Consider the following 1,697-nt stretch of genomic DNA (forward strand, 5'->3'; position numbering starts at 1 on the left):
GATAAAGCGCTCGCGTTAAAGTAGGTGACTCAACAATGGGCACTTCATTACCCAACGCAATTTTTCGAATTTGCATAGCAAGCTCGTCAACGCCTTTGGCTAGTACAATAGGCGCTCCAGCTCGCTCTGTGTCGTATTTTAAAGCCACTGAGTAATGAGTAGGGTTGGTAACAATAACATCGGCATCAGGAACATCCTGCATCATTCTCTTTTGCGACATTTGACGTTGAGTTTGCCTGATACGCGCTTTGATTTGCGGATCACCCTCGGAGTTTTTATACTCGTCTTTTACTTCTTGCAGGGTCATTTTAAGCTGTTTGTTATGGCTATAACTTTGAAAAGGCGCATCAATAGCCGCAATAATAATTAAGGTGCAAGATAACCCTAAAAACATCCACGCTAATATTTCCAAAGCATGCACGATATTGCCCGGCGCGCTTTCTATACTTAAATGTAAAATTTCATCAAAAAAGGTATTAATTAAAAATACGGCGAAGGTTGCCACTAAGCCAAACTTTAATAGTGACTTTAGTAATTCAATAGCCGCTTGCGGACCAAACATCCGAGTGAAACCTTTCATTGGCGACATTTTACTGGCTTTGGGGGCGGCTGCCTGCCAGCTAAAATTAAAGCCGCCAAGCATGGTGTTACCAATAAACGCAGCTAGTACAATAATAAGTACAAACATCGACATAGGAAATAACAGTACGTCAGCCACCTCCCCCCACACCGCAAACATTTTTGTGGTGTCGTAGGTTTCATTGCGATTAAGACTCAGCATTCTGCCCATAATTCGGTACAAGCCTTTGCCAATTTCAGGGCCGTACATTAATAAAGAAATAGCAGAAAAAATAAGTACAAACATAGTACCTAACTCTTTAGAGCGCGCTATTTGGCCTTTCTTTTTGGCATCATCAACTTTTTTGGGCGTGGGTTCTTCGGTTTTTTCTTGTCCTGAATCTTCAGCCATTACACTCTCCTAAGGGGAACAACCAACTAGAGTACACATCAGCTCAACCATTTTTAGCCATTGGAACTCAAACTGAGTGATAAAGTTACCGAGGGTAGCCCAAATAATAACGAGCCCTGCCACTAAGGTAAACGGAAAGCCTATAGAGAAGATATTTAACTGCGGGGCAGCACGGGTCATGATGCCAAATGACATATTAATTACAAGCATGGCCGTTAATGGCGCTAACGAGAGCACCAGTGCGGTAGTAAACATCCACCCACCCCAAGTTACTATGTCCCAGTAATGATCAACCGCCCACCAATTACCATCAATTGGCAGTACCTGAAAACTATGCACCACCATTTGAATCATCATTAAGTGGCCATTAAATACAAAAAATAACAAGGTAGCTAAAATGAGGTAGAACTGCCCTACAGCAGGTACACTCATTCCATTTGAGGGGTCAACAACAGACGCAAAACCTAAACCAGTTTGCATAGCCAGAATTTGCCCGGCTAACACAAATGTATTGAGCAATAGTGTAGATGCAAAACCAATCGCAACGCCAATCAGCATTTGTTGTAGCACCACTAAAACCATTTCAAAAGAAAATAAATTAGTAAATGTAGCTGGAGGTAGAACAGGCACAACTAAAAATGTGACTACAACAGCCAAGCCCATTTTAATTCGAGAAGGGACGTTTTTGGCGCCAATACCCGCCATTATCATGATCATTGAGCTAATA

The 1,697-nt window shown here is 42.0% G+C and carries 2 protein-coding genes; both read right to left on the bottom strand.

Annotation, left to right across the window (positions count from 1 at the left end; all coding sequences use genetic code 11):
* Nucleotides 1-970: flagellar biosynthesis protein FlhB (flhB, locus tag ABYB02_RS16930; RefSeq protein ID WP_372763528.1), on the bottom strand; the 970-nt coding region annotated here is incomplete at its 3' end.
* Nucleotides 971-979: 9 nt separating this feature from the next.
* Nucleotides 980-1,697, bottom strand: a 718-nt coding sequence (fliR, locus tag ABYB02_RS16935) for a flagellar biosynthetic protein FliR (protein WP_372763529.1), incomplete at its 5' end; no start/stop codon positions are given.

The sequence above is a fragment of the Pseudoalteromonas sp. genome, assembly GCF_041613455.1.
Lineage (GTDB): Bacteria > Pseudomonadota > Gammaproteobacteria > Enterobacterales > Alteromonadaceae > Pseudoalteromonas.